Here is a 24,111-nt window from a genome sequence, read left to right as displayed (position 1 = left end):
GCCGTCTATGGGGGTTTTGGGACGAGTAAGGGTGAATCCGGGCGCCAGGCGCCGGACGTTGGTGCGCGTCGGACTCGGCGTCGTGGCTGTCGTCACGCTCGTGGCCTGCGAGGGAGGTGGGATCAACACCGGCGCGGTCGCCTTCACCACGGACCAGATGGGGACCAAGGAACTGGAGCGGCACGGCGTCGACGTCCAGTGGCTCACCTGCACGGCCTCGTACGGCGACAGCGGCAGCGGCGATGACGGCGGCGACAAGAAGAAGTCCGCTTCGGCCTCCGCTTCCGTCGACACCGTGGCGAACGTCAACTGCGAGGGCGAGGACAAGAAGGGCCGGGACATCACGATCACCGGGAAGGTGACCAAGGAGGTCAACGGCAAGTGCGTCCGTGGTGACCTGACCGCCAAGGTCGACGGGAAGCAACGGTTCCACGTCGACGTGCTCGGCAACTGCAACGCCCCCGACCCCACCCCCGGAACACCGGACCAGCCGGGGCGGCCCGGCCCCACCGCGACGGTGACCGTCACCCAGACCATCTGGTGCCAGAAGGACCCGCAGTGCTGGCCCGAGGGGAAGTAACCGACGGGCAAAGGGTGTGAAAGGGGCAAGTGTGGTTCGTGGGGGGCGACATGATCCAAACGTTTCCCCAGACGCCCGTGCGCTGCTTACAGTGACCGGGTGACTCAGACCGCACCGTCCACACCGTCCGTTCAGGCCGCACAGTCTGTCCGGTCCGTTCAGGCCGTCCAGTCCGTTCAGTCCGCGTATCTCCGATTCCCGCACCTGCACGGCGACTTGCTCGCCTTCACCGCCGAGGACGACGTCTGGGTCGCCCCTCTCGACGGCGGTCGCGCGTGGCGCGTCAGCGCGGACAACATGCCCGTCAACCACCCGCGCATCTCCCCGGACGGCACGCTCGTCGCGTGGACCTCCACCCGGGACGGCGCCCCCGAGGTCCATGTCGCACCCGTCGACGGAGGCCCCGCCAAGCGACTCACCCACTGGGGCAGTTGGCGCACCCAGGTGCGCGGCTGGACCCCCGACGGGCAGGTCCTCGCCCTCAGCACCCAGGGACAGGCCAGCCTGCGGCAGAGCTGGGCGCGGGCCGTCCCGCTGGACGGCGGACCCGCCACGACGCTGCCGTACGGGCCGGTCGGCCATGTCGCGTACGGCCCGGCCACCGTGCTGCTGTCCGCGCCGATGGGCCGCGAGGCCGCCTGGTGGAAGCGGTACCGGGGCGGCACGGCGGGCAAGCTGTGGATCGACCGCGACGGCGACGGCGAGTTCGTCCGCCTCCACGCCGACCTCGACGGGAACCTGGAGTACCCGCTGTGGGTGGGCGACCGGATCGCGTTCCTCTCCGACCACGAGGGCGTCGGCGCGCTGTACTCGTCGCTCGCGGACGGCTCCGACCTGCGGCGCCATACGCCCACCGACGGCTTCTACGCCCGGCACGCGGCCACCGACGGAACCCGCGTCGTGTACTCCTCCGCCGGTGAACTGTGGCTGCTCGACGACCTCGACGGGGCCGAGCCGCGCAGGATCGACGTCCGGCTGGGCGGGCAGCGCGTCGACCTCCAGCCGTTCCCGGTGAACGCCTCCCGCTGGTTCGGCTCCGCCTCACCCGACCACACCGCCCGGGGCAGCGCGGTCGCCGTCCGCGGCTCCGTCCACTGGGTCACCCACCGCTCCGGCCCCGCCCGCGCGCTCGCCGCCGAGCAGGGGGTGCGGGCCCGGCTGCCCCGCGCCTTCCGGGTGGAGGGCGAGGAATGGGTGGTCTGGGTGACCGACGCGGAGGGCGACGACGCGCTGGAGTTCGCCCCCGCGACGGGAGCCGGACCCGGCACCACACCGCGCCGGCTCGCCGCCGGCCGGCTGGGCCGCGTCCTCGGGCTCGCCGTCGCCCCCGACGGCAGCCGGATCGCCGTCGCCGCGCACGACGGACGGGTCCTGCTCGTCGAGCGGGAGACGGGCGAGGTCCGGGAGGTCGACCGCAGCGAGGACGGGGAGGTGACCGGACTCGTCTTCTCACCCGACTCCGGCTGGCTCGCCTGGTCGCACCCCGGCGCGCGCCCCCTGCGCCAGCTCAAGCTCGCCAACACCGCCGACCTGTCCGTCACCGAGGCCACCCCGCTGCGCTTCCAGGACTTCTCCCCGGCGTTCACCCTCGACGGCAAGCACCTGGCCTTCCTCTCCGCGCGCGCCTTCGACCCCGTCTACGACGAACACGTCTTCGACCTGCACTTCGTCAGCGGGGCCCGCCCGCACCTCATCACGCTCGCCGCGACCACCCCGTCACCGTTCGGGCCGCAGCGCCACGGCCGGCCGTTCGAGGCGCCCGACAAGGAGGAGACCCCGGACAGCGAGGGCGCCCCCGCCACCCGTATCGACCTCGAAGGGCTCGCCGACCGGATCGTGCCCTTCCCCGTCGAGGCCGCCCGCTACTCCACGCTCCGCGCCGCCAAGGACGGTGTGCTGTGGCTGCGCCACCCCGTCACCGGCGTCCTCGGCCACTCCCGGGCCACCCCCGACGACCCCGTCCCGAAGACGTCCCTGGAGCGGTACGACCTCGCCCAGCGGCGCCTGGAGTACCTCGCCTCCGACGCCGAGCACTACGCCGTCAGCGGCGACGGCAAACGGGTGCTGCTGTGGACCGACGGCAAACTCAAGGTCGTCCCCAGCGACCGGCGGGCCTCGGGCGACGACGACAGCGACAGCAACATCACCGTCGACCTCAGCCGCGTACGCCAGACCGTCGACCCGGCCGCCGAATGGCGGCAGATGTTCGACGAGACCGGCCGCCTCATGCGGGACAACTTCTGGCGCCCCGACCTCGGCGGCGTCGACTGGCAGGCCGTCCTCGACCGCTACCGGCCCGTCCTCGACCGGGTCGCCACCCACGACGACCTCGTCGACCTGCTGTGGGAGGTGCAGGGCGAACTGGGCACCTCACACGCCTACGTCACCCCGCGCGGCGGCGGAGGCTTCGGCGACCGGCGGCAGGGGCTCCTCGGCGCGGACATCTCCCGGCACGAGGACGGGACCTGGCGCATCGACCGCGTCCTGCCCTCCGAGACGTCCGACCCCGACGCGCACGCGCCGCTCGCCGCGCCCGGCGTGGCCGTCCGGGCCGGGGACGCGATCGTCGCCGTCGGCGGACAGCCGGTCGACCCCGTGGCCGGGCCCGGACCGCTGCTCGTCGGCACCGCGGGCAAGGCGGTCGAACTGACCGTCCTGCCCTCCGGGGGCGGCGACCCGCGCCACGCCGTCGTCGTGCCCATCGCGGACGAGGAACCCCTGCGGTACCACGCGTGGGTGGCGGACCGGCGGGCGTACGTCCACGAGAAGTCCGGCGGCCGTCTCGGCTATCTGCATGTGCCCGACATGGTCGGCTCCGGCTGGGCACAACTCCACCGGGACCTGCGGGTCGAGGTCGCGCGGGAGGGCCTCGTCGTGGACGTCCGGGAGAACCGGGGCGGACACACCTCGCAGCTCGTCGTGGAGAAACTGGCGCGGCGGATCGTCGGCTGGGACCTGCCGCGCGGGATGCGGCCGACCAGCTACCCCGACGACGCGCCCCGGGGGCCCGTCGTCGCCGTCGCCAACGAGTTCTCCGGGTCCGACGGGGACATCGTGAACGCGGCGATCAAGGCGCTCGGGATCGGGCCGGTCGTCGGGACGCGGACGTGGGGCGGGGTCGTCGGGATCGACAGCCGGTACCGGCTCGTCGACGGGACGCTGGTGACCCAGCCGAAGTACGCGTTCTGGCTGGAGGGGTACGGGTGGGGCGTCGAGAACCACGGCGTCGATCCGGACGTCGAGGTCGTGCAGGCGCCGCAGGACCATGCGGCCGGGCGTGATCCGCAGCTGGACGAGGCGATCCGGATCGCGTTGGCGGGGCTGGAGGAGACGCCGGCGAAGACGGCACCGGGGCTGCCGGGTGAGGGCGCCTAGTAGCTCGGGGCGCGCTGTTTGTTGGGCGGGTGCGGGTCGGTGGGGGCCGTTCGCGCAGTTCCCCGCGCCCCTGAACAGCGACCGGGGCTACGCCCCGTGCTTTTCAGGGAAGGGTGGGCCGCAGGGCCATCCCTCCAGGGGCGCGGGGCGGTGACACATGCGGCTCCGCCGCGTGGGCGCGACCAGCCCCCATCCACCCGCATCGACCCACGAACCCCCCGGCCCCCCAATTCGCGCAGCGACGGCGCACCCCGGTCGATACGATGGCGCGCGTAGTGATCACAGTGGCGGAGCGGAGGCGACGTATGGCAGGGGAGCCGCAGGACGACTGTCTGTTCTGCAAGATCGCGGCGGGGCACGTACCGGCGACGATCGTGAGGGAGTCGGAGACGACCGTCGCGTTCCGGGACATCAACCCGCAGGCGCCGACCCACGTCCTGGTGATCCCGAAGGCGCACTATCCGGACGCCGCCTCGCTCGCCACCGCGGCCCCCGCGCTCGCCGCGGACGTCCTGCGCGAGACCCAGGCCGTCGCGGACGAGGACAAGCTGGAGAGCTACCGCATCGTCTTCAACACCGGCAGCGGCGCCGGTCAGACCGTCTGGCACGCCCACGCGCACGTCATCGGCGGCCGCGGCCTCCAGTGGCCCCCCGGGTGACGAGCCGTGTCCTCACGTGAACTGGTGGTCCTCGGCACCGCCAGCCAGGTCCCGACCCGGCACCGCAACCACAACGGCTACCTCCTGCGGTGGGACGGTCAGGGCCTGCTGTTCGACCCCGGCGAGGGCACCCAGCGCCAGATGCTGCGCGCCGGTGTCGCCGCACACGACCTGAACCGCCTGTGCGTCACCCACTTCCACGGTGACCACTCGCTCGGGCTCGCCGGGGTCATCCAGCGCATCAATCTCGACCGCGTCCCGCACGAGATCACCGCGCACTACCCGCGCTCCGGCAAACGGTTCTTCGACCGGCTGCGGTACGCGACGGCATACCGGGAGACCGTGCCGATCACGGAGGTCCCCGTCGACGGGGAGGGCGCCGTGCTGGCCACCACCCCCGCGTACACCCTCGACGCGCGCAAGCTCTCCCACCCCGTGGAGTCCTACGGCTACCGGCTCGTCGAACCCGACGGGCGCCGCATGCTGCCCGAGCGGCTCGCCGAGCACGGCATCAAGGGGCCGGACATCGGGCGGATCCAGCGGGAGGGCAGCCTTGGCGGCGTGTCGCTGGACGACGTGAGCGAGCTGCGGCGCGGACAGCGGTTCGCGTTCATCATGGACACCCGGCTGTGCGACGGGGTGTACGCCCTCGCGGACAGCGCCGACATGCTCGTCATCGAGTCCACGTTCCTCAACGAGGACATCGAACTCGCCGTGGACCACGGCCATCTGACCGCCGGTCAGGCCGCCTCCGTGGCCCGCGACTGCGGCGTACGGCACCTCGTGCTGACCCACTTCAGCCAGCGCTACACGGAGCCGGACGAGTTCGAACGGCAGGCGCGGGCCGCCGGGTTCGAGGGGGAGCTGAGCGTGGCGCACGACCTGATGAGGGTGGCGCTGCCGAAACGGCGGTGACGGCCGTGCGGATGCGAAATCGCGGCATGCCGGACGTATCATGCTTTGATGTCCCTCCCCAAAGCTGAACTGCACCTGCACATCGAAGGAACCCTGGAGCCGGAGCTGGCGTTCGAGCTGGCCGCGCGGAACGGGGTGACCCTGCCGTACGCCGACACGGACGCGCTCCGCGAGGCGTACCGGTTCGAGGACCTCCAGTCGTTCCTGAACCTGTACTACGAGCTGATGGCCGTGCTCCGCACCGAGCGGGACTTCGCGGACCTCGCCGACGCCTATCTCACCCGGGCCGCGGCGCAGGGCGTACGGCACGTGGAGATGTTCTTCGATCCGCAGGCGCACACCGCCCGCGGGGTGGCCATGGGCACCGTCGTCGAGGGGCTGTGGCGGGCGCTGGAGAAGAGCGAGGAGACCCACGGGATCTCCACCCGGCTCATCATGTGCTTCCTGCGCGACGAGTCCGCCGCCTCCGCCATGGAGACCCTTCAGGCCGCCCACCCGTACCTCGACCGGATCACCGGCATCGGACTCGACTCCGCCGAGGTCGGACACCCGCCGGTCAAGTTCCGCGAGGTGTACGAGGCCGCTGCCCGGCTCGGGCTGCGGCGGGTCGCGCACGCGGGTGAGGAGGGGCCGCCGGAGTACATCGCCGAGGCCCTGGACGTGCTCGGTGTCGAGCGGGTCGACCACGGGCTGCGCTGCATGGAGGACCCGGCGCTCGTCGAGCGGCTCGTGCGCGAGCGGATCCCGCTGACGCTGTGTCCGCTGTCCAACGTCCGGCTGCGGACCGTCGACACCCTCGCCGACCACCCCCTGCCCGCCATGCTCGACGCGGGACTGCTCTGCACGGTCAACTCCGACGACCCCGCCTACTTCGGCGGCTACGTCGGCGACAACTTCGACGCCGTCCACCGCACCCTCGGCCTGAGCGAGGAGCGGCTGCGCGAGCTGGCCCGCAACTCCTTCACCGCCTCCTTCCTGGAGGACGACGAGGAGCGGCGGGCCCGGTATCTCGCCGAGGTCGACGCGTACGAGTTCTGACGCCTGCCAGTTCTGACGGGGCGACGGGTGACGGGCGACGGGCGCCGAACCCGACCGCGGTCAGGCCGCCGGGCGGTACTCCGGCTGCTCGGTGGCCGACCGGTCCCGGTAGCGGGCGTGCTCGGTCGTGGCGGTCGTGGTGCGCAGGGCCACGGCCGTCATGGGGGCGGCGATCAGGAGCAGGCCCACGGCCAGGATCGCGCCCATCGCCGGGAAACCGGCGTGCGCGGAGAGCAGACTGCCGGTGAGGGGGCCGGCGGCCGTGCCGAGCGAGGACGCGGAGCCGACGAGGACGGCCCAGCGGCCGCGCGGGTCGAGCGAGGCGGCGAGACCGATCAGATACGACAGCACGACCGGGTAGAGCACGTTCCAGGCGATCTCGCCCGTGGCGAAGCTGGTCAGGTCGGTCGCCGAGGCGCTCAGCGCGATACAGCCCGCGATGAGCGCGGTGCCGCCGCCGATGGGCAGCGCCCGGCCCAGCCGCGCGCCCAGCGCACCCGCGCCGATCACCCCGAGCAGGCCCGCGCCGAGGGCCGCCGCGAAGACCGCGCCGACGGTGACCTCGGTGAGCCCGGCCTGGGTGGTGCCGATGCGGCCGCTCACGCCCCACAGGGAGTTCTGCGCGAGGGACCACATCAGGAGGGTCGCGGCGAGGACCAGCCCCGAGCGGCGGTGGGGGAGCGGGCCGCGTTCCCCGCCGGTGGGGGCGGCGGCCACGGCGGTGGTGAGACGGCCGGTCACCGGCAGGGTGAGCAGGGCCGTGACGGCGAGGGCGGCGAGCGGCACGCCATGGCCGGGGCCCAGCTGGGGGATCGTCAGATAGAGGGCGCCGGCCAGCGCCGAGACACCCAGCAGACCCGTCGTGGACACCCGGTGGGGGTCCCGCTGCGCGGCGATGCCGGCGGCGGCCACGGCGGTCGCCGTGCCCGAGCCGAAGCCGCCGAGGACCGCTCCCGCGACGACCGCGGGGAGGCTGGTGGTGAGGGCGGCGGTGCCGTAGCCGGCGGCCGCGAGCAGCAGGCCGACGCGGGCGAGGCGGCGGGGGCCGAACCGCTCCACCTGCGCGGCGAGCGTGAAGCCGGCCGTGGCCGAACCCAGGAGCAGGGCGCTGCCGACGGCGCCGGCCTCGGTGGCGGTGAGGGGGAGGCCCGCGTCGAGCCGGCCGACGGTGGTCGGCAGGAGGTACGCGGCGAGGTACCCGGCCGTGAAAAGGGCGACGAGGGGCCAGGGCAGGGTGGGGGTGCGGGGGGACACGGGCGTTCCTGGACGTGCGAGGGTGCGGCTCCGGACCCCGACGACCGCGGCCCGGCAAGGGAATTGGGCGGCTGTCGACGGACAGGGACGCGCGGAGAATTTGTATCAAGGTCGCGGAGCACGGAAGAAACGCAAAGCGTGTGATGTGAATCACGTTGTGTTTGGGGCGTGTGCGGCGGGGTAGTCACAGACGCCCCGGCTGCGCGGAGGGGTTCTCAACCGCCCTTCCGCGCAGGGGAGTTCACTTCAGGCCGCAGGGAAGTTCACTTCAGGCCGAGCGGCGGAAGCCGATGGTGGGGACCGCGCGGCGCAGCGGCCAGGGGGCCACGGGCCCCTCGGGGAGGAAGTCCTCCAGGAAGGCGTAGCGGCGCAGGGCGGCGGGGTCCTGGACGTCGAGGGACCGCACCCGGCGCCACCACGCGGCGATCTCGGACCAGCCGGGCGCCGACAGTGACCCGCCGAACTCCTGGACCGACAGGGCGGCGGTCAGCCCGGCGAAGGCCAGCCGGTCCGCCAGGGGCCAGTCCGCGAGGGTGCCGGTGACGAAACCGGCCACGAACACATCGCCGGCGCCCGTGGGGTCGAGGGCCTCCACCGCGATCGCCGGCACCTCCGCGGTCTCGCCGGTACGGCCGTCCACCGCGTACGCGCCCTCCGCGCCGAGCGTCACCACCGCCACCGGGACGTGCTCCGTGAGGGCGCGGGCGGCGGCGCGGGGGCAGTCGGCGCGGGTGTACCGCATGGCCTCCTCCGCGTTCGGCAGGAACGCCTCGCAGTGGGCGAGGTCGGGCAGCCCCGCCAGATCCCAGGCGCCGGTCTCGTCCCAACCGACGTCCGCGAAGATCCGGGTGCCCTTGCGCGAGGCCTGCGCGATCCAGGGGGCACGCACGCCGGGCGCGAGGGAGGCGACGGCGGCGCGCGCGAACGGCGGGCACTCCGGCGCGGACTCCTCCGCGGGGGCGGCGTGGCCGTGCGAGACCATCGTGCGTTCGCCCTCGTACGCCATGGAGACGGTGACCGGGGAGTGCCAGCCTGGGACGGTGCGGGAGGCGGACAGGTCGATGCCCTCGCCCTGCTCCAGGGCGTCCCAGCAGTACTCGCCGTAGTGGTCGTCGCCGAAGGCCGCGGCGAGGGAGGTCCGCAGGCCGAGCCGGGCCAGCGCCGTGGCCATGTTCGCCACGCCGCCGGGGCTGGAGCCCATGCCGCGGGCCCAGGACTCGGTGCCGCGGACCGGGGCGGAGTCGAGGCCGGTGAAGATGATGTCGAGGAAGACGGTGCCGGTCAGATACACGTCCCAGGGCGGGTCGTCCGGGGTCCTCATGGCCGACAGCGGGTCGGTCTGGGGCCGGTGGTGTGGACGCTCCCCTTTGAACGCGGTCACGGTGTGCTCCCTGGCGGTGGTGCGTGGATCTGGCCAGTCTGCACCAAAACGCTCCGCTGGGTGGGGTGGGGCGCGTGAGGGGGCGGGGGGTGTGCTTCGTTGGCGGGTGCGGGTGGTGGGGGTTGGTCGCGCAGTTCCTCGCGCCCCTTGCGGGGCGGGGGTTTCGTGTCGGTCTTTCACTGCCCAGGCGCTGTGAGGGGGTGGGGGCGCGCTTTCTGGGCGGGTGCGGGTGGTGTGTGGCTTGTCGCGCAGTTCCCCGCGCCCCTTTACCGAGCGGGGGTGCGCCCTTCGTCGGCGGGTGCGGGTGGTGTGTGGCTTGTCGCGCAGTTCCCCGCGCCCCTTGGCGGGCGGGGGTTTCACCGTCGGCCTTTGATCGCCCAGGCCCGGGCGGTCAGGGTGATCGAGCCGTCCGGGTGGGCGGGGACGGCTCTGGTGAGCGTGTCGTGCAGGCGGTCGCGGGCGGGTGGGGTGAGGGCTGTGACGTAGCCGGGGGCGGGGCCCTGGCCGGCCAGGAACGGCTGCCAGAAGTCCGCGAAGCCGGTGAAGACCGTGGGGACCTCGATCGGGGTGACCGCCACCTCGGTCAGCCCCGCCTCCGTCCACAGCGCGCGCAGGGGTTCCGGGCGGCAGACCGGGAAGCGGCGGCCCTCGTCCAGCGGGGCTGCCGACGGGTCCAGCGTGACCGCGGTGTCCCAGAACCGTCGTAGGAACTCCATGCCCTCCGCGTAGTCCCACACGTACGCCGCGATCAGGCCTCCGGGCCGCACCAGCCGGGCCCACGCGGCGACCGCCGCGCCCGGCGCGGGGAGGAAGTTGAGCGCCAGCCCGCTGACCACCGCGTCGAACACCCCGTCGCGCACCGGCGGCGCCACCGCGTCGGCCACCACGAAGTGCGCGGGCGCGGGTACCGCGGCACGGGCCGAGGCCACGAACCCGGCGGACCGGTCCAGCCCCACCACGGTGCGCGGTCGGCAGCGGGCCGCCACCGTCGCGGTCAGCGCTCCGGTGCCGCACCCCACGTCCAGCCACCGCGCGCCGTCCGGGAGGCCGAGCCACGTCGTGAACCGCTCCGCGACCGGACGGCTCCACCGGCCCATGTACCGCTCGTAGGCGTCACCGGCCGCCCACACGTCGCCACGCTTGTCGTCCATGCCTCCACGATGGCCCCGCCGGGCCGACGCGGACCGGGGACACGCGGTCCTCCGGCGCCCGTCGGCGGGCGGTGGGGCCGTTCACCAGCGCGGCACCGACGGTGTGCTCCAGGCCGGGTCCGCCACCCGCATCGCCGCCTCGTCGTCACGGTCGTGGAGGGAGCCGTCGTCGGCCAGCCACCGCTCGTGGAGGAGGGCCAGCCGGGCGCGGTCCAGTTCGACGCCCAGGCCCGGCGCGTCGGACACCCGTACGGTGCCGTTCTGGAAGGTGAGGCGCTCGGTGAGGACGTCCTCGGACTGCCAGGGGTAGTGGGAGTCGCAGGCGTGGTGGAGGTTCGGCACCGTGGACGCCACATGGGTCATCGCGGCGAGACTGATGCCGAGGTGGGTGTTGGAGTGCATGGAGACGCCGACGCCGAAGGCACGGCAGATCGCGGCCAGCTCACGGGTGTTGCGCAGACCGCCCCAGTAGTGGTGGTCCGACAGGACGACCTGGACGGCGTCCTTCGTGAACGCCTCCTTGATCTCGGCGAACGTCGTCACGCACATGTTGGTGGCGAGCGGCACCGGCGTGTGCGCCGCGACCTCGGCCATGGCGGGCGTGCCCAGCGCCGGGTCCTCCAGGTATTCGAGGACGTCGGCCAGGGCGTCCGCGACCCGCACGGAGGTCTCCACGGACCAGGCCCCGTTGGGGTCGAGCCGCAGCGGTCGGCCGGGGAACGCCTCCGCGAGGGCGCGGACCGCGGCGATCTCCTCGTCCGGCGGGAAGACACCGCCCTTGAGCTTGAAGGACGTGAAGCCGTAGCGCTCGGTGAACCTCCGGGCCTGCTCCACCACCCCGGCCGGGTCGAGGGCCGCGCCCCAGTCGTCCTTCTCGCAGGGGACGCCCTCGGGATGGTCGGCCCACTTGTAGAACAGGTACGCGCTGTACTCCACCGTGTCCCGGACCTTGCCGCCGAGCAGGGCGTGCACCGGCAGGCCCAGCGCCTTGCCGAGGGCGTCCAGGCAGGCCACCTCGAACGCGGAGACGACCGAGAGCCGCAGCTTGTCGGCGGTCTGCACCCCGCGCAGGCCACCCACGTCCACCTGACCGGAGGTCCGTGAGGCGTCGACCGCGACCTCGTCGGCGACGCCGAACAGGCCGTTCAGATCGTCGACCGAGCGGCCCACAAGCCGCGTCGCGAACGGCCGCGCCAGCTCCAGGTACTTCGTGTCGCCGTACGTCTCGCCGACGCCCGTGGTCCCGTCGGCGGTCACGACCTCCACGATCAGCCGGGGCGTGTACGGCTGGTGCACGCCCTGGGTGTTCAGCAGCGGGGGGTCGGCGACCAGGATCGGGGTCAGCCGGACCTCGGCGACGGTCAGATCGCGGACGGCGGTCACAGAGCGGCTCCTACGGTGGGGGCGGCGGGCGCGGTGCCGCCGGGCACCGCGTCGGTGGGGGCGGCGGGTGTCGTGGTGGCGAGGTCCGCGGCGAGGGCGAGGCCGGTGGCCAGCAGCCGTTCCAGGTCGGCGAGATCGGCGGCCGAGGGGTCGGTGAGCGGGGCGCGGACCGGGCCGACGGGACGGCCGCGCAGCCGGGCGGCCGCCTTCACCAGCGACACCGCGTACCCGGGACACCGGTCCCGCAGCTCGACGAGGGGGACGTAGAACGCACGCAGCAGCCTCTCCACCGCCGGGTCGTCGCCGCGCCGCAACGCGCCGAAGAACGCCCCGGCGATCTCGGGCGCGAAGGCGTGGACGGCGGAGGAGTACGCCGGGACACCGACCGTGGCGTACGCGCGGGCCTGCACCTCGGCGGTCGCGGCGCCGTTGAAGAAGAGGAAGCCCTCGGGGGCGGCGAGAGTGAGGCGCTGGAGCCGGTCGAGGTCGCTGTGCCCGTCCTTCAGGCCGACGACGTTCGGGACGCGGGCGATCCGGCGGAGCGACTCCGCGGTGAAGGAGACCTGGTCGCGCTGGTAGACGACGAGCGGCAGCCGGGTCCGCGCGGCGATCTCCTCCACCTGCCCGACCAGCCCGTCCTGCGGGGCGGCCACCAGGTAATGCGGCAGCACCAGCAGCGCGTCGGCGCCGGCCTCCTCGGCGATCCGCGCGAACCGCACGGCCTGCGCCCACCCGTAGCCGATCCCGGCCACCACCGGCACCCGCCCGGCCGTCACCTCCACGGCGGCGGTCACGGCCTGCCGGTACTCGTCCTCGTCCAGGGAGAAGAACTCGCCCGTGCCGCAGGCGGGGAAGACCGCGCCGGGGCCGGTCGCGACCTGCCCGTCGAGGTACGTGGCGAAGCCGTCGAGGTCGAGGGAGCCGTCGGCGCGGAAGCTGGTGAGCGGGAACGACAGGACGCCGTTCGCCATGCCGTCGCGCAGCCGCCGGACCGTGGCCGCGCGGAGGTCCGAGTCGAGGCCCACTGAACGTCATCTCCCTATGTAGACGCTCTCCATGTATGGGGATGGAGGTTAGATATATGAATGACGGGCGTCAATGGGCAGGGCGTGCCGCATACGATCGGCGCATGGCGGAGACAGAGGGCGCGGGGGGCGTCCGTGAGGTGAAATCGGCCGCGCGCACCCTCGACCTGCTGGAACTGCTGGCCGCGCGCGGCGACCGACCGGCCCGGCTCCAGGAACTGGCGGACGCGCTGGGGGTCCCGCGCAGCTCGATGTACGCGCTGCTCCAGACGCTGATCGGCCGGGGCTGGGTCCGCACCGACACCACCGGCTCCCTCTACGGCATCGGCATCCGCGCCCTGCTCACCGGCACCGGCTATCTCGACTCCGACCCGCGTGTGCGCGCCGTACGGCCGTACCTCGACGAGGCGTCCGAGGCGCTCGGCGAGACCATCCACCTGGCCCGCCTCGACGGCATGGACGTGGCCTACCTGGCCACCCGCGAGTCCCACGAGTACCTGCGCACGATCAGCCGCGTCGGCCGCCGCCTCCCCGCCCACGCCGGTGCCCTCGGCAAGGCCCTCCTCGCCGAGCGCCCCGACGAGGAGCTGCCCGAGGGCCCGTACGAGGCGCTCACCCCCCGCACCCGCACCACCCGCGCCTCCCTTGTCGCCGACCTTGCCGCCACCCGCGCCCGCGGCCACTCCGTCGACCGCGAGGAGGGCGTCCCCGGCATCGTCGGGTTCGGCTTCACCCTGCGCTACGACACCCCGGCCCGCGACGCCATCAGCTGCTCGGTGCCGACCACCCGCCTGACCCCGGCCCACGAGGACCGCATCGTGCGGGTGATGACGGAGACCAGAGCCAAGATCGAGGCCGCGACCGGGGGCACGGCGGGCGCCCCGCTCTGGCGCTGAGCCATCGAGCCCCCGAAGCTCATCCGCGCCGTCGAAAACTCCTACGGTGTTGTCGGTGCCCCGGCGTACCCTTGAATCGCAAGCGCAGCCCCCGTACAGGGCCTGCGAGCCGTTACAAGGAGGACGTGCGGCCCCAGAGCCGGCCCATGACGCAGACACCCACAGCTCACACCCCCGCGCAGGACAAGGCGAGAGCGCAGTTCACCGTCCCCGCGGCGCACCCCATGGTGACCGTGCTGGGTTCCGGCGACTCCCTCCTGCGCGTGATCGAGAAGGCCTTCCCGGCGGTCGACATCCACGTCCGGGGCAATGAGATCAGCGCGGTCGGCGACGCCCCGGAAGTCGCTCTCGTCCAGCGCCTGTTCGACGAGATGATGCTGGTGCTCCGCACCGGACAGCCGATGACGGAGGACGCAGTGGAACGCTCGATCGCCATGCTGAGGGCGAGTGAGAACGGCAAGGGCGACGGCCAGGAGACCCCGGCCGAGGTGCTCACGCAGAACATCCTGTCCTCGCGCGGCCGCACCATCCGCCCCAAGACGCTCAACCAGAAGCGGTACGTCGACGCGATCGACAAGCACACCATCGTCTTCGGCATCGGCCCCGCCGGCACCGGCAAGACCTACCTGGCGATGGCCAAGGCCGTACAGGCCCTGCAGTCCAAGCAGGTCAACCGCATCATCCTGACCCGCCCCGCCGTCGAGGCCGGCGAGCGGCTCGGCTTCCTGCCGGGCACCCTCTACGAGAAGATCGACCCCTACCTGCGCCCGCTGTACGACGCGCTGCACGACATGCTCGACCCCGACTCGATCCCGAGGCTCATGGCCGCCGGGACCATCGAGGTCGCGCCCCTGGCGTACATGCGCGGCCGTACGCTCAACGACGCCTTCATCATCCTCGACGAGGCCCAGAACACCTCGCCCGAGCAGATGAAGATGTTCCTCACCCGCCTCGGCTTCGACTCGAAGATCGTGATCACGGGTGACGTGACGCAGGTCGACCTGCCGGACGGCACGAAGTCCGGTCTGCGCCAGGTCCAGGACATCCTGGACGGCGTCGAGGACGTGCACTTCTCCCGGCTGTCGTCGCAGGATGTCGTCCGGCACAAGCTCGTCGGCCGTATCGTCGACGCGTACGAGCAGTACGACAGCCAGCACGGCACCCAGAACGGCTCCCACAAGAGCCGCGGCAGGGCCGGGCACAAGGGGAAGTAGACAAGCACAGCGCCATGTCGATCGACGTCAACAACGAGTCCGGAACCGAGGTCGACGAGCAGGCGATCCTCGACATCGCCCGCTACGCACTCGCGCGGATGCGCATCCACCCGCTCTCCGAACTGTCGGTGATCGTCGTGGACGCCGACGCCATGGAGCAGCTGCACATCCAGTGGATGGACCTGCCCGGCCCCACGGATGTCATGTCCTTTCCCATGGACGAGCTGCGTCCGCCGTCGAAGGACGACGACGAGCCGCCGCAGGGCCTCCTCGGGGACATCGTGCTGTGCCCCGAGGTCGCCGAGAAACAGGGCAAGGAAGCGGCCACACAGCACTCCATGGACGAGGAGCTCCAGCTCCTGACCGTCCACGGAGTGCTGCACCTCCTCGGCTACGACCACGAGGAGCCCGACGAGAAGGCCGAGATGTTCGGTCTCCAGGCGGCCATCGTGGACGGCTGGCGCGCGGAGAAGGGCCTCACCGGCCCGTCCCCGGCCCCGACCGTGTCATGAGCGCATCCCTCGTCAGCGGTGCCGTCGCCCTGGTCGTCGTCGCCTGGCTCGCCGCCTGCGCGGAGGCGGGCCTCGCCCGGGTCTCCAGCTTCCGGGCCGAGGAGGCCGTACGGTCCGGGCGGCGCGGCAGCGCCAAGCTCGCCCAGGTCACGGCCGACCCGACCCGCTATCTGAACGTCGCGCTCCTGGTGCGCGTGGCGTGCGAGATGGCCGCCGCGGCCCTCGTCACGTACGCGTGCTTGAAGGAGTTCGACGAGACCTGGCAGGCGCTGGCCGTCGCCATCGGCGTCATGGTCCTCGTCTCCTATGTCGCCGTCGGCGTCTCCCCGCGCACCATCGGCCGCCAGCACCCCCTGAACACGGCCACGGCCGCGGCGTACGTGCTGCTGCCGCTGGCCCGGATCATGGGCCCCGTCCCGGCCCTGCTGATCCTCATCGGCAACGCGCTCACCCCCGGCAAGGGCTTCCGCCGCGGCCCCTTCGCCTCCGAGGCGGAGCTGCGCGCAATGGTCGACCTCGCCGAGCAGGAGTCACTGATCGAGGCCGAGGAGCGCCGCATGGTGCACTCGGTGTTCGAACTCGGCGACACCCTCGTCCGCGAGGTGATGGTCCCGCGCACCGACCTCGTCGTCATCGAGCGGTACAAGACGATCCGCCAGGCGCTCACCCTCGCCCTGCGGTCCGGTTTCTCCCGCATCCCCGTCACCGGGGAGAGCGAGGACGACATCGTCGGCGTGGTCTACCTCAAGGACATGGCCCGTAGGACGCACATCAACCGCGACGCCGAGAACGAACTGGTCTCCACCGCCATGCGCCCCGCGGTCTTCGTCCCCGACACCAAGAACGCCGGCGACCTGCTCCGCGAGATGCAGCAGGAACGCAATCACGTCGCCGTCGTCATCGACGAGTACGGCGGCACCGCCGGCATCGTCACCATCGAGGACATCCTGGAGGAGATCGTCGGCGAGATCACCGACGAGTACGACCGGGAGCTGCCCCCGGTGGAGGAGCTCGGCGACGACCGCCACCGGGTCACCGCCCGCCTCGACATCACCGACCTCGGTGAGCTGTACGGCCTCGACGCCTACGACGACGAGGACGTGGAGACCGTCGGTGGTCTCCTCGCCAAGGCGCTGGGGCGGGTGCCCATCGCCGGCGCCTCCTCGGTCGTGGAACTGCCCGACGGGCGGGAACTGCGGCTCACCGCGGAGGCCGCGGCCGGCCGCCGGAACAAGATCGTCACGGTGCTGGTGGAGCCGATCGGCCCGGTCGAGCCGGCGGAGGAGGAGGCCAAGGCGGAATGACCCCCGACGAGCTGCGCGCCTTCTGCCTGTCCTTCGACGAGGCCGTCGAGGACTTCCCGTTCCGTCCGGAGATCTCCGTCTTCAAGGTCCTCGGCAAGATGTTCGCGCTGAGCTGGACGGAGCAGCGGCCCCTGAAGGTCAACCTCAAGTGCGACCCCGAGGACGCGGTCCGGCTGCGCGGCGAGCACCCCGGTCTGATCGCCCCCGGCTACCACATGAACAAGCGCCACTGGAACACGGTGACGGTCGACGGCGATCTCCCGGACGCCGTTGTCCGGGAGCTCATCGAGGACTCGTACGACCTGGTCGTGGCCGGGCTACCGCGAGCCGAGCGGCTGCGCCTCGACCGCCCCTGACGCGCCGCGCCCCACGCGCAGACCCACCGCGACCAGGACCGCCGCCGCCAGGACGATCGCCGTGTCCAGGGCGAGCACCAGGTGGACCCCGGCGAGCAGATCGCCCGAGGTGGTGGCGAGGACACCGAGGAGCGGGATGCCGACGGTGATACCGACCTGCTGGGTGGAGGTCACCAGGCCGGTGGCGAGGCCCTGTTCGTGGTCGGGGACACCGGAGGTCACGGTCAGGCCGTAGGAGATGATCGCGCCCAGGTGGCACATGCTCGCCAGGGAGACCGCGGCCACCGCGAGCCACACCGACCAGCCGGCCTCGCCGATCCCCAGCAGGGCGGCGGTCAGCACGCCCTGGCCGGCCAGGGAGGCGACCAGGGTGCGGCGGGCGCCGAAGCGGCCGATGACGCGGGGGGCGTAGGTGCCGGCCACCGCCGACAGCAGCCCCTGGGTGCCGAAGACCAGGCCCGTCTCGAACGCCGACAGCCGCAGGGTCTCCTGGAGGTAGAGCGTCAGGACGAAGACCACCGTCGACATCATCGAGAAGGTGACGAGACCGCCCAGGTTGCCCCACGCCACCGTCCGGCGCCGCAGCATCGGCAGGGACACCAGCGGCTCCTTCGCACGGGACTCGACGCGGACGAAGGCCACCAGCAGGGCGAGACCCACGACGAGTGTGCCGATCACGTCGGCGCCGCCGAAGCCGCGCTCCGCCGCGGTGGACAGGGCGTAGATGACGGCGAGCAGACCACCGGTGACCGTGATCGCGCCGGGCACGTCCAGCCGCGGGCGCTCCGGGGTGCGGGACTCGGGCAGCAGACCGGGGGCCAGCGGCAGCACCAGCAGTGCGAAGACGGCGAGCAGACCCATCGTGGAGCGCCAGCCGAGCGCGTCGGTCATCACCCCGCCGGCCACCATCCCGAAGGTGAAGCCCAGCGACAGCACGGTGCCCGAGACACCGAGGGCGCGGTCACGGGCCGGCCCCTCCGGGAACGTGGTCGTCAGCAGCGACATGCCCGTCGGCACGATCGCCGCGGCGCCGAGGCCCTGGAGCGCGCGGCCCGCCAGGAACGACGCCGGGTCCCAGGCGAACGTCGCCAGCACCGAGGCCGCGCCGAACAGGGCCAGCCCGGCGAGGAACAGCCGGCGTCGGCCGTACAGGTCGCCGACCCGGCCGAAGAGGAGCAGGAAACCGCCGGAGGGCAGCGCGAACGCCGTCACCGCCCACTGGAGCGCCGACGGGCTCATGCCGAGGTCGGGGCCGAGGACGGGCAGCGCCACGTTCAGGACGGAGAAGTCGAGCGCGACCATGAACTGGGCGGCGCACAGGACGAACAGGACGAGACGGTCGCGTGGGGACAGGGCGGTGCGTCCGCCGGGGGCGGCGGCCGGGGACTTGGTGTCGATTGCCATGGGAAGACAGTGCGGCGGCCGGAATAGCCATGGGGAGCGGGCAGTTGTCCTGGTGGTGGCACCACCACCCGTCGGCCGGCGGCGGGGTGGCCGCCGGCATGCCGTCGAACCGGGGGAGTCGGACACGTGGCAGCGGTCGCGGGGACCGCGGCGGGCAGGACGCACCGCCGCACCGAACTGCGTGAGTTCCTGATGAGCAGGCGGGCCCGGGTCTCCCCGGCCGACGCCGGGCTGCCCGACGGCGGGGCCCGGCGTCGTACGCCCGGTCTGCGCCGTGAGGAGGTCGCCGTCCTCGCGGGCGTGGGCGCCTCCTGGTACCAGTGGCTGGAGCAGGGACGGGACATCTCCGTCTCCCCGCAGGTCCTCGACGCCGTCGCCCGGGTGCTGCGGCTCAGCGGCGCCGAACGGCGGCACCTGTACCTCCTCGCCGGGCTCAACCCGCCCGTCCCCGAACCGGAGCCCGAGCGCCGCGACATGTGCGACGGGCTGCGGCGCATGCTGGACGCGTGGATGCCGTACCCGGCGCACATCATGGACCGGTACTACAACAGCGTCCTCCACAACGACGCGGCCGCCCTCGTCCTCGGGGTGCGCCCCGGTGTCACCCAGAACTGCCTGATGGACTTCTTCACCGACCCGATGTACCGCTCCCGCTCCCGGAGTTGGGAGGCGAACGCCTGCTCGGTCGTCGCCCAGTTCCGGGCGGCGTGCTCGGCGACGCCCGACGACGAGGGGCTGCGGGAGCTGCTGGCCCGGGTCATGGCGGTGAGCCCCGAGTTCGCGGCCCTGTGGGAGCGGCGGGACATCGAGGACGCCGGGCAGATCCGCAAGGAGCTGGACCATCCGGTGCTCGGGCTGCTCTGCCTGGAGTCCAGTGTGATGAAGATGCCGGCCCGGCCCGATCTGACCATCGTGCTCCACACCCCGCTGGACGAGGCGGACACCGCGGCCAAGCTGGAGCGGCTGGTCTCGCCGGAGGGCAGGCGCGGGGCCCTGTACCCGGTGGCGGGGTGAGCGTGGGTGCCGGCCGCGCGGCTACGTATGCTCGGATCATGACCGACAGCAGCGCGCTCGACCCCGAGGACCGCAAGATCGTCACCCTGGCCCGTTCCGCGCGGGCCCGCAACGGCGTGCCCGAGGGCGCGGCCGTACGCGACGAGACGGGCCGGACGTACGTCGCCGGAACCGTCGCCCTGGACTCCCTGCGGCTCAGCGCGCTGCGCACCGCCGTCGCCATGGCGGTGGCCTCCGGCGCGAAGTCCCTGGAGGCGGCGGCCGTGGTGAGCGACTCCGACGCCGTCTCCGACGAGGACCGTGCCGCCGTGCGCGACCTCGGCGGCGCGGGAACCCCGGTGCTGCTGGCTGGTCCGGACGGCACGGTACGGGCGACGGTGACGGCGGGCTGAGCCCCGCCGGGGCCGCTCCCACTCAAGCGTTACGGCCGGTAACAGTCGTCCGGGTCGGCGTGAGTTCCACGCGTGGGCGAGTGGACATCCGGTTCCGGCCGTCGACATCCCACGCGGGACGGGACCAAACGCCCGCGTGTGCGTCCCTCCCGCAGTGGTTGAGCATGCAACCGACGTAGGGCTTCGGCCACTTTCGTCGACCCCGGGCGCGACCGGCAGAGCTTCTCTTGCAATCTCGGGCGCCGCGCGTCTCAATGGAGCCGTTCCTCTGGCGGACCGTCAGATTCCGCCGCGCGGCCGCGCGTTGTTCCGCCCCCACATGGCAATGCCCGTACCGGGCCGTACGGGGCTGTCCCCAAGCCCCGTGCAACTCCCGTGCAAGGGAAGGGAAATCGCTCGATGAGACGCATACGACTCGGAGTCGGCGCGGCGTTCGCCGCGGGGACGCTCGCCGTCACCGGCCTCGCTCTCGCCCCCAGCGCCGCGGCCGTCACCCCGCAGTCCGCGACGATCAATGCCAGCTGCGCGATCGGCGGCTCCGGCGCGGCCACCCTCACGGCCACCCAGAACGGCACGTCCGCCACCGTGACCCTCTCCTCCTCGGGGATCACCGCACCGATCGCCTTCGCCGAGGACTCCATCCAGTCCACGCTCACCTTCGTGAAGGCGGGCGGCGGCACCACCTCCTTCACCGGCACCGAGAACCCGGCGATGGCCGCCGGCGACGGCATGGTCGTCGGCCCGCTCACCGGCACCGTCGCCCCCGGCGACAGCCTGGAGGCGTACGGCGGCTCCCTGCGGATGGTCGTCTTCGGCTTCCCCGTGAGCTGCACGGCGAGCGGACCGCAGTCGCCCGGCCCGTTCGTGTTCGACTGATCCGCGGAACGTGAACGGCCGAGGGGTGGTGCCGCCCGTCCGGCGGCACCACCCCTCGGCCTCGCTCTCGGCCCCGCGCGTCAGAGCGCGTCCGGGCCCCGCTCGCCCGTGCGGACCCGCACCACCGTCTCGACGGGCAGCGCCCACACCTTGCCGTCGCCGATCTTGCCGGTCTGCGCGGCCTTCACGATCGCCTCGATCACGGCCTCGGAGTCCGCGTCGTCGACGACGACCTCGATCCGCACCTTGGGGACCAGGTCGACCTGGTACTCGGCGCCGCGGTAGACCTCGGTGTGGCCGCGCTGGCGCCCGTAGCCGCTGGCCTCGCTGACGGTCAGACCGTTCACGCCCATCTCCTGGAGGGCGGTCTTGACCTCGTCGAGGCGGTACGGCTTGACGATCGCGGTGATGAGCTTCATGCCTTAAGCCTTGGCCTTCTGCGTGGAGGAAATGGACGGGACGGACGCGGTGACCGGGGCGCCGTGGCCCAGGACGCCGTGATCGTATGCCGTCTCGGCGTGGACCGTAAGGTCGAGGCCGGTGTGCTCGTGCTCCTCGTCCGCGCGGAAGCCCAGCAGCCTGTCGATCAGCCTGCCGACGCCGTACGTCACGAGGAACGCGTACGCCCCGACGGCGACCACGGCCACCAGCTGCCTGCCCAGCTGGCCGAGCCCGCCGCCGTGCAGCAGGCCCTCGGGGCCGCCGGTCATCGACTCGACGGCGAAGACACCGATGAGCACCGTGCCGATGATCCCGCCGACCAGGTGGACGCCGACGACGTCGAGGGAGTCGTCGTAGTTCAGCCTGAACTTCCAGCTCACCGCGTAACTGCACACGACACCGGCGGCGAGGCCGATGACCAGCGCGCCGAGCAGCGACACCGAGCCGCAGGACGGGGTGATCGCGACGAGACCCGCGACGGCGCCGGAGGCCGCGCCCAGCGTCGTCGGGTGGCCGTCGCGTCGCTGCTCCACGAACAGCCAGCCCAGCAGGCCGGTGCAGCCGGCGGCGAGGGTGTTGAGGAACACGGCGGCGGCCATACCGTTCGCGCCGAGGGCGGAGCCGGCGTTGAAGCCGAACCAGCCGAACCACAGCAGACCCGCGCCCAGCACGACCATCGGCAGGTTGTGCGGGCGCATGGCGTCCTTCTTGAAGCCCAGGCGGGGACCGAGGACCAGGCACAGGGCGAGGCCCGAGGCGCCGGAGGTGATCTCCACCGGCAGACCGCCCGCATAGTCCAGGGCGCCGAGGTCGCTCACGATCCAGCCGCCGGGACCCCACACCCAGTGGGTGACCGGAACGTATACGAGCAGCGCCCACACCGGTACGAAGACCAGCCACGCCCCGAACTTCGCCCGGTCCGCGACGGCGCCGCTGATCAGGGCGGCCGTGATGATCGCGAAGGTCAGCTGGAAGGTGGCGAACAGCACGGTGGGCACGGTGCCCTGGACGCTGTCCGGCCCGATGCCCGCCATGCCGAGGTGGTCGAGGTTCCCGATGAGGCCGCCGAAGGCGTCGTCGCCGAACGCGAGCGTGTACCCGGCCGCCAGCCACACCACGGTGACCAGGGCGATCGACACGAAGCTCATCATCAGCATGTTGAGGACGCTCTTCGTCCTGACCATGCCGCCGTAGAAGAGGGCCAGGCCCGGGGTCATCAGCAGTACGAGCGCGGTGGCGGCGAGCAGCCAGGCGGTGTCGCCGGTGTCGATGCCTTTCGCGGCCAGGGGCGCGGCGAGGGGCGCGGCCAGGGTCACGGTCGTCACGGCCTTTCTCCAGCGGATACGGGTGCGGGGCTCGTCAGAGATTCACCGCCCCTCGTTTCCGGTCGCGTACGGGTGTGTTTCCGTGACGTTTCGTTGCGTGAGGGTTTCGGAAAGCTCACCGGACACGTCCGGTACGGGGCGGCTCCGGGGATCAGGGAGAATGGGCGCCATGAGCGTTCGTACCCAGTCATCCGAGCAGCCGGCCGAGGCCGCCCACCGTGCCGGTTTCGCCTGCTTCGTGGGCCGCCCCAACGCGGGCAAGTCCACCCTCACGAACGCTCTGGTCGGCCAGAAGGTGGCGATCACGGCGAACCAGCCGCAGACGACGCGGCACACCGTCCGCGGCATCGTGCACCGGCCGGACGCCCAGCTGATCCTCGTCGACACCCCGGGCCTCCACAAGCCGCGCACGCTGCTGGGGGAGCGCCTCAACGACGTCGTCCGCACCACGTGGGCCGAGGTCGACGTGATCGGCTTCTGCCTCCCGGCGAACGAGAAGCTCGGCCCCGGTGACCGGTTCATCGCGAAGGAGCTGGCGTCCATCAAGAAGACGCCGAAGATCGCGATCGTCACCAAGACCGACCTCGTGGACAGCAAGACGCTCGCCGAGCAGCTCATCGCGATCGACCAGCTCGGCAAGGAGCTGGGCTTCGAGTGGGCCGAGATCGTCCCGGTGTCGGCCGTCGGCGACAAGCAGGTGGACCTGCTGGCCGACCTGATCGTCCCCCTCCTGCCGGAGGGCCCGGCCCTCTACCCCGAGGGCGACCTCACCGACGAGCCCGAGCAGGTCATGATCGCCGAGCTCATCCGGGAGGCCGCGCTGGAGGGCGTCCGCGACGAGCTGCCGCACTCCATCGCCGTCGTCGTCGAGGAGATGCTGCCCCGCGAGGGCCGCCCCGCCGACAAGCCCCTCCTCGACATCCACGCCTTCGTCTACATCGAGCGCCCCAGCCAGAAGGGCATCATCATCGGCCCCAAGGGCAAGCGCCTGAAGGACGTCGGCATCAAGTCGCGCAAGCAGATCGAGGCGCTGCTCGGCACCCCGGTCTTCCTGGACCTCCATGTGAAGGTCGCCAAGGACTGGCAGCGGGACCCCAAGCAGCTGCGCCGCCTCGGCTTCTGACCCACCCGCCCGTCAGTCCAGGGCGAACGGGTTCCTCGACGTCGGCAGACGCTGGTCGTCGAACAGCGTGGCCGGGGGCGTCTCCACGAGGAGCGGCTCCGGGGCGCTGTGGCCGTCCGCGCACTGGGCGAAGGGGCCGGTCACGGGGTCGAGCAGGGCCCGTACCGTCGGGTCGAAGTGGTGGACCCACCAGTTGGACAGACCAAGTCCGGCGTCCCAGCGCAGCGCCTCCCAGGCCCGCCACAGCGCGTCCAGCCGGGACAGCGCCTCGGGGTGCCGGTACCACTCGGGACACCACACCCGACCGGAGCCCGGAGCCGGCCGGGAGACGAAGTACACGAAGCGGTCCGTGACGAACTCGCCGACATTGCCGTAGAACAGCTCCGCCGGCCGGGCGGCGCTCTCCTCGTCCCGCCGGATGTCCTCGACGGACTCCTCCGGGAACTCCTCCTGGAACTCCTCCCGCCCGGTGTCGGCCGACGGTGATGTCATC

The 24,111-nt window shown here is 72.5% G+C and carries 23 protein-coding genes; 14 read left to right on the top strand and 9 right to left on the bottom strand.

The window, feature by feature from the left end; all coding sequences use genetic code 11:
* Positions 1 to 7: 7 nt before the first annotated feature.
* The 5 genes from M8J73_RS13685 to M8J73_RS13665 all read left to right on the top strand — a co-directional run bounded on the left by M8J73_RS13685 (position 8) and on the right by M8J73_RS13665 (position 6,567).
* Entirely contained in the window at positions 8 to 580 is a 573-nt protein-coding gene (locus M8J73_RS13685) for a hypothetical protein (protein ID WP_249828657.1), read from the top strand.
* 99 nt (positions 581 to 679) lie between these two features.
* Positions 680 to 3,955: a S41 family peptidase gene (locus M8J73_RS13680; RefSeq protein WP_476718390.1), complete on the top strand. Its 3,276-nt coding sequence runs from the start codon at positions 680 to 682 to the stop codon at positions 3,953 to 3,955.
* A gap of 305 nt (positions 3,956 to 4,260) precedes the next feature.
* Complete coding sequence (locus tag M8J73_RS13675; RefSeq protein WP_249828656.1) at positions 4,261 to 4,614, top strand: HIT domain-containing protein; 354 nt, start codon at positions 4,261 to 4,263, stop codon at positions 4,612 to 4,614.
* 6 nt (positions 4,615 to 4,620) lie between these two features.
* Positions 4,621 to 5,529 (top strand): ribonuclease Z, encoded by a 909-nt coding sequence (locus M8J73_RS13670; protein ID WP_249828655.1) that lies wholly within the window; start codon positions 4,621 to 4,623, stop codon positions 5,527 to 5,529.
* Positions 5,530 to 5,577: 48 nt separating this feature from the next.
* Positions 5,578 to 6,567, top strand: a complete 990-nt coding sequence (locus M8J73_RS13665) for an adenosine deaminase (RefSeq protein WP_055543375.1) — start codon at positions 5,578 to 5,580, stop codon at positions 6,565 to 6,567.
* 60 nt (positions 6,568 to 6,627) lie between these two features.
* On the opposite strand, the gene M8J73_RS13660 is transcribed toward M8J73_RS13665, so the two are convergent.
* From M8J73_RS13660 to M8J73_RS13640, 5 genes are all read right to left on the bottom strand, one after another.
* A complete protein-coding gene (locus M8J73_RS13660; RefSeq protein ID WP_249828654.1) occupies positions 6,628 to 7,821 on the bottom strand; it encodes an MFS transporter in 1,194 nt (397 codons plus the stop codon).
* Positions 7,822 to 8,089: 268 nt separating this feature from the next.
* Complete coding sequence (locus M8J73_RS13655) at positions 8,090 to 9,142, bottom strand: carbohydrate kinase family protein (protein ID WP_240501714.1); 1,053 nt, start codon at positions 9,140 to 9,142, stop codon at positions 8,090 to 8,092.
* 416 nt (positions 9,143 to 9,558) lie between these two features.
* Positions 9,559 to 10,353, bottom strand: coding sequence for a class I SAM-dependent methyltransferase (locus M8J73_RS13650; protein ID WP_249828653.1), 795 nt, complete (start codon positions 10,351 to 10,353; stop codon positions 9,559 to 9,561).
* An 81-nt stretch (positions 10,354 to 10,434) separates the two neighbouring features.
* Positions 10,435 to 11,736, bottom strand: coding sequence for a glucarate dehydratase family protein (locus M8J73_RS13645; RefSeq protein WP_055542608.1), 1,302 nt, complete (start codon positions 11,734 to 11,736; stop codon positions 10,435 to 10,437).
* Positions 11,733 to 12,761, bottom strand: coding sequence for a 5-dehydro-4-deoxyglucarate dehydratase (locus M8J73_RS13640; RefSeq protein ID WP_274757643.1), 1,029 nt, complete (start codon positions 12,759 to 12,761; stop codon positions 11,733 to 11,735). The genes M8J73_RS13645 and M8J73_RS13640 overlap by 4 nt, the downstream gene beginning before the upstream one ends.
* A 104-nt stretch (positions 12,762 to 12,865) precedes the next feature.
* Between M8J73_RS13640 and M8J73_RS13635 the strand changes: the two genes are divergently transcribed.
* The 5 genes from M8J73_RS13635 to M8J73_RS13615 all read left to right on the top strand — a co-directional run bounded on the left by M8J73_RS13635 (position 12,866) and on the right by M8J73_RS13615 (position 17,043).
* The gene (locus tag M8J73_RS13635) at positions 12,866 to 13,657 is read left to right on the top strand and encodes an IclR family transcriptional regulator (protein WP_055539468.1); all 792 of its coding nucleotides are present in this window, start codon (positions 12,866 to 12,868) and stop codon (positions 13,655 to 13,657) included.
* 146 nt (positions 13,658 to 13,803) lie between these two features.
* Entirely contained in the window at positions 13,804 to 14,871 is a 1,068-nt protein-coding gene (locus M8J73_RS13630) for a PhoH family protein (RefSeq protein WP_055539467.1), read from the top strand.
* Between the two features lie 14 nt (positions 14,872 to 14,885).
* Entirely contained in the window at positions 14,886 to 15,383 is a 498-nt protein-coding gene (ybeY, locus tag M8J73_RS13625) for an rRNA maturation RNase YbeY (protein ID WP_055516287.1), read from the top strand.
* Positions 15,380 to 16,687, top strand: a complete 1,308-nt coding sequence (locus M8J73_RS13620; protein WP_055539466.1) for a hemolysin family protein — start codon at positions 15,380 to 15,382, stop codon at positions 16,685 to 16,687. The genes ybeY and M8J73_RS13620 overlap by 4 nt, the downstream gene beginning before the upstream one ends.
* Entirely contained in the window at positions 16,684 to 17,043 is a 360-nt protein-coding gene (locus M8J73_RS13615; RefSeq protein ID WP_055539465.1) for an MmcQ/YjbR family DNA-binding protein, read from the top strand. Before M8J73_RS13620 ends, M8J73_RS13615 begins: the two co-directional genes overlap by 4 nt.
* Here the strand turns inward: M8J73_RS13615 and M8J73_RS13610 are convergent.
* Positions 17,005 to 18,447 carry an MFS transporter gene (locus tag M8J73_RS13610; RefSeq protein WP_055539464.1) on the bottom strand — a complete coding sequence of 481 codons (1,443 nt, stop codon included), beginning with the start codon at positions 18,445 to 18,447 and terminating at the stop codon, positions 17,005 to 17,007. The genes M8J73_RS13615 and M8J73_RS13610 overlap by 39 nt on opposite strands.
* A gap of 192 nt (positions 18,448 to 18,639) precedes the next feature.
* Between M8J73_RS13610 and M8J73_RS13605 the strand changes: the two genes are divergently transcribed.
* The 3 genes from M8J73_RS13605 to M8J73_RS13595 all read left to right on the top strand — a co-directional run bounded on the left by M8J73_RS13605 (position 18,640) and on the right by M8J73_RS13595 (position 20,729).
* Positions 18,640 to 19,461, top strand: a complete 822-nt coding sequence (locus M8J73_RS13605) for a helix-turn-helix transcriptional regulator (RefSeq protein WP_055539471.1) — start codon at positions 18,640 to 18,642, stop codon at positions 19,459 to 19,461.
* A 38-nt stretch (positions 19,462 to 19,499) separates the two neighbouring features.
* Entirely contained in the window at positions 19,500 to 19,853 is a 354-nt protein-coding gene (locus M8J73_RS13600) for a cytidine deaminase-like protein (protein ID WP_055539463.1), read from the top strand.
* 399 nt (positions 19,854 to 20,252) lie between these two features.
* A complete protein-coding gene (locus M8J73_RS13595) occupies positions 20,253 to 20,729 on the top strand; it encodes a hypothetical protein (RefSeq protein WP_055539462.1) in 477 nt (158 codons plus the stop codon).
* 80 nt (positions 20,730 to 20,809) lie between these two features.
* Here the strand turns inward: M8J73_RS13595 and M8J73_RS13590 are convergent, their stop codons facing one another.
* A complete protein-coding gene (locus tag M8J73_RS13590; protein WP_055539461.1) occupies positions 20,810 to 21,148 on the bottom strand; it encodes a P-II family nitrogen regulator in 339 nt (112 codons plus the stop codon).
* Between the two features lie 3 nt (positions 21,149 to 21,151).
* A complete protein-coding gene (locus tag M8J73_RS13585; RefSeq protein WP_372503939.1) occupies positions 21,152 to 22,486 on the bottom strand; it encodes an ammonium transporter in 1,335 nt (444 codons plus the stop codon).
* 169 nt (positions 22,487 to 22,655) lie between these two features.
* Between M8J73_RS13585 and era the strand changes: the two genes are divergently transcribed.
* The gene (gene era, locus M8J73_RS13580; RefSeq protein ID WP_107423994.1) at positions 22,656 to 23,618 is read left to right on the top strand and encodes a GTPase Era; all 963 of its coding nucleotides are present in this window, start codon (positions 22,656 to 22,658) and stop codon (positions 23,616 to 23,618) included.
* A gap of 12 nt (positions 23,619 to 23,630) precedes the next feature.
* On the opposite strand, the gene M8J73_RS13575 is transcribed toward era, so the two are convergent.
* Positions 23,631 to 24,110, bottom strand: coding sequence for a DUF4913 domain-containing protein (locus tag M8J73_RS13575; RefSeq protein WP_079054913.1), 480 nt, complete (start codon positions 24,108 to 24,110; stop codon positions 23,631 to 23,633).
* Position 24,111 lies beyond the last annotated feature (1 nt).

Source organism: Streptomyces neyagawaensis, from assembly GCF_023516595.1.
GTDB lineage: Bacteria > Actinomycetota > Actinomycetes > Streptomycetales > Streptomycetaceae > Streptomyces > Streptomyces neyagawaensis.
This window is presented reverse-complemented; position numbering and strand designations above follow the sequence as displayed.